At 66.0% G+C, this 3730-nt stretch carries 1 protein-coding gene and 2 pseudogenes; 2 read left to right on the top strand and 1 reads right to left on the bottom strand.

Annotated elements, in window-relative coordinates; genetic code table 11:
* Positions 1–422: 422 nt before the first annotated feature.
* Positions 423–2085 (bottom strand): annotated as a pseudogene (locus BLR02_RS27960) (ISL3 family transposase).
* Between the two features lie 168 nt (positions 2086–2253).
* Between BLR02_RS27960 and BLR02_RS27955 the strand changes: the two are divergent.
* Both BLR02_RS27955 and BLR02_RS27950 read left to right on the top strand, forming a co-directional pair.
* Entirely contained in the window at positions 2254–3246 is a 993-nt protein-coding gene (locus BLR02_RS27955) for a DDE-type integrase/transposase/recombinase (RefSeq protein ID WP_090665465.1), read from the top strand.
* Positions 3247–3289: 43 nt separating this feature from the next.
* Positions 3290–3637: pseudogene (locus BLR02_RS27950) on the top strand (transposase); the annotation flags it as partial.
* Positions 3638–3730: the final 93 nt, after the last annotated feature.

The following is a 3730-nucleotide window of genomic DNA, read 5'->3' as shown; positions in this document are numbered from 1 at the left end:
GCTTCGCCCATCTTGCTGCCACCATGATCAACTTGCGCACCACTGAGTTCGGTCACAGACCCTAGTACTGCTTTGGCAGACGGTGTTTAGGCTATGGATGACTCGATCTGTCCTGGCGGTGCGGACATCGTCATGCCTAATTCATTCCTTTATGCAGCGGGTGCGCATAGGCTAAGGCTCCGTTTTATAATCGGGCGTTTCAGGTCAAGCACTGGCGTGGAGGCTGGCCGCCGCCGGGGTCATGGTTCTCTCCGAGTTCGGTGTGATCCGCCCCATGACAGGGGTCAGGGGGTGGGGTGCGGGTTAGGCCATCTTGGCTTCCTCACTCGTCCACCAGAACTCGGTGCCGTCTGTCCAGATGCAGCGGAGAATGACGGCGTGGGTTTGCCCCGTTTCGGTGGCTCTTCCGCAGAATGCGTGGTTTAGGGGGCGAGGAGCACACGACGCCTGAGAAGGTCGAACTTGGCGCGCCCGAAGGTTTGCCGCTTCAGAAGCTTCAGTTTGTTCACCTGTCCTTCCGTTTGCCCGCTGCTCCAGGGCGTAGTGAGTGCAGCCTTCACCGCAGCACCGTCCTGCTGTAGACCGGCAGCGAAGGTGACGACGGCAGCCACGCCGCTCTTCGATGCATCTGCAAGCCACGCCTTGAGCGTGGCGAGGGGTGCCCGGCACACAGCCTTGCTGCCGATGCAGCAGCCACGTAGGAGATCGGCGAACCTGCCGGCCAGGGCGGTGACGGTGGCGGCCTCCACGTCCTGCTCGAGACGGGCAACAGCAGCAGTCTCATCCTCGGTCAGCTTGTCGCGCGGCCGTGTCAGGTACCAGGCGAGTTGCCTCGGCGAGGGCAGTGCCGGCGCGCTATCAGGTGCAGACGACGGCGCCGGCACCGGCTGCACGTCTGGCCCGCGCTGCGAGCCGTGTTTCGATGGCATCTTGCGCCGCGGGCTGAGCCAGCGATGGACCTGCCGCGGTGTGCTAGGGAAGCCGAGCTCCCGCACCTCGCGCCACAGTGCCATGGCGTTCTCACAGCCGGCCGCGAGCCGTGCCTCGAGATAGGAGAGATAGGGATCCAGAATGCTGCAACCGGGGATCCTGGCGGCACGCTCCGGGAAGCTCTCGGCCTGCGCCAACTTCCGCACCGTCCCGCGTGCCAACCCCATGCGACGGCTGAGGGTGAGCAGCGGCTCACCGGCAGCATGCCGGCGCCGGACCTCATCGTAGAGCGCTCTCCAGCGTGCCCGGCTGTCAGCGCTGGCCATCCGCTCGGCGCGGGTGCGCGGGAAGGCGCTCGTGCGCCTCGCCGGACCAAGCCGCCGCCCCGGGACAGGCGAGGCGCCGGAGCCGGCCGTGCGCCCCGGCCAGCCAACGCTCGATCATCTGCCGCAAGTTCAGTAGCAGATGCCACCGATCGGCGACCTGCATGGCCTGTGGTGCCCCGAGCGAGATCCCACGGGCGTACTCGGTCGAGCGGTCGCGGGCAACGGCGTGAACCCCGCGGTGGTGTCGAAGCCATTCGGCCAGCGTCGGGGCGCTCCGGTCCGGCAGCAGGTCGACGACGCGATGCCTCTCCAGGTCGACGAGAATGGTCCCGTAGGTCTTGCCCCGGCGCAGGGCCCAGTCATCGACGCCCAGGATGCGGGGGGCTGGCTGCCGCGGCAAGGGCAGGCGGCGCACCAGGCGCAGCACCGTGTCACCACTCGCTGGCATGCCAAGGTGCTGCAGGAGCCGCCCAGCCGCCTCGCCGCCCAGGGCGACGCCGACCTGACCCTGCGCCGCGGCCAGGCGGCGCGTGCGATGCGCGTGCGGCGCAATCAGCCCAGGCAGCCGCTCGACAAAGGTCTGCCGCAGACAGGCGGGATTGCGGCAGTACAAGCGCCTCACCGCCAACTCGAGACGAACCTCGCGCCCGAGGCAGGGCAGATCGGCAGGCCGTCGCAGAGCCCGGCTATGGACCGCGTGGCTCGGCTCGCCACAATCTGGGCAGCGCGCGCTGCGTTGTCGCGCCTCGGCATGAATGTGGATGCAGCTGGAATCCAAACGGCTCACCTCCCGGATCCAGCATCCCGGCAGGAACTGCAGGTTGTTCATCCTGAACTATATAGGTTACCTAACCGTCTGGCTGAGGCCTGCACCTCCAACGACCGCACCAACCACGCTTTTTGCGGAAGAGCCACGAGATCGGGCCAAACCCACATTGTAGACTATGCCTACCGCTTTGAAGGTCTGCCACGTGCCAAGCCGGGACGGAGGTGAGCCATGCTCCAGATCCACCCCAATGCTCGTACCACACCTGCCGTCCGGGCCGAGATCGCCCGTTCGGGCGAGCCCACCGGTGTGTTGGCCAGGCGCTTTGGTGTCAGCACCGAGACCATTCGCACGTGGCGCAAGCGCGGGCCAGAGGACCGCCTCGACCACTCGGCCAAGCCCCACAAGCTGCCCTGGAAGGCCACAGACGAGGAGCGTGCGGTGGTCTGCGCGCTGCGGCGAGCGACCAATTTCGCCCTCGATGACCTGACCTTCACCGTCACTCACTTCCTGCCCGACCTCAACCGCGACAGCGTCTGGCGCATTCTCCGCGCCGAGGGGCTGAGCCGGCGGCCACCGCCACCCTCGGAGCGGCCGAAGCGAGGTCGAGGCGAGTTCCGGGACTACGATCTCGGCTTTCTCCATATCGACATCAAGCACTTGCCGAAGCTGCAGACCGCCGATGGCGAGCGCCGCAAGCGCTACCTTTATGCCGCCATCGATCGCTGCTCACGCTCCGTCCACCTTGCCGTCAAGGATGACGAGACCACCAACAGCCCCATCGCCTTCCTCCGTGAGGCCGCCGCTGCTTTTCCCTTCCGCCTCACTCATGTGCTGACCGACAACGGCAGTTGCTTCAGCCCAGCTTTCGCCAAGATCTGCGCCGAACTCGGCGCCGAGTACCGCCACACCCGGCCCTACTCGCCCCAGACCAACGGCATGGTGGAGCGCTTCAGCGGCCGGGTCGGCAACGAAGTGCTCGGCATCACCATCTATTCCGACGGGCAACTTGAGCAGCTGCTCCGCGGCTTCAACGCCGCGTACAACAGTCGCCGTCAGCGGGTTCTCGAAGGCAAGACGCCCAATCAGGTCGTCACCGAACGCTTGAAAAAGCGACGGAAACTCGCCAACCCCAAGCCACAGGGCCGAGCCGGATCAGACGATATCGCCAAAGCACGCCTCATCGTCGAGGCTGCCAAGGAGGTCTCACAACCTGACAGGTAGAGGTTGTTATGGACCTCTACGGCGGTGTTTTTCAGTATAGGGCATGCAGTCTGCTCGCCAGCCGTACCCGTCTGACGTCTCTGATGAAGAATGGGCGCTGATCGCGCCATACTTGGTTCTGCTGCGGGAGGATGCGGGTCAACGGCTGTACTCGCTCCGCGATCTGTTGAACGGCTTGCGCTACGTCATCCGCAACGGCATTCCTTGGCGAGCCATGCCCAATGACCTGCCGCCATGGGCGGCGGTCTACCAGCAGGCGCAGCGTTGGCTGGCCGCTGGCGTGTTCGAGGCCCTGGTCAGCGACCTCCGCACCATCCTTCGCTTTGCGGCCGGCCGTACAGCCGAGCCCAGTGCGGCCATCCTCGACAGCCGCACGCTCCGCTCCACGCCCGTGGGTGAACCGCCCCGGTTTTGCCGGAGGCTGGTTGGCTTGAGTCAGGCCGCCAGGGCGGCTGGCTTGAGCTTGGCATAATAGCGTGCCTCG

This window comes from Belnapia rosea (genome assembly GCF_900101615.1).
GTDB classification, from domain to species: Bacteria; Pseudomonadota; Alphaproteobacteria; order Acetobacterales; family Acetobacteraceae; genus Belnapia; species Belnapia rosea.
Note: the sequence above shows the minus strand (reverse complement) of the source record. Positions and strands in the feature narration are given on the sequence as shown.

Bases quoted from the DNA above. Each gene is read 5' to 3' on its own strand.
- BLR02_RS27955 (WP_090665465.1), top strand. From the start codon at position 2,254: ATGCTCCAGATCCACCCCAATGCTCGTACCACACCTGCCGTCCGGGCC.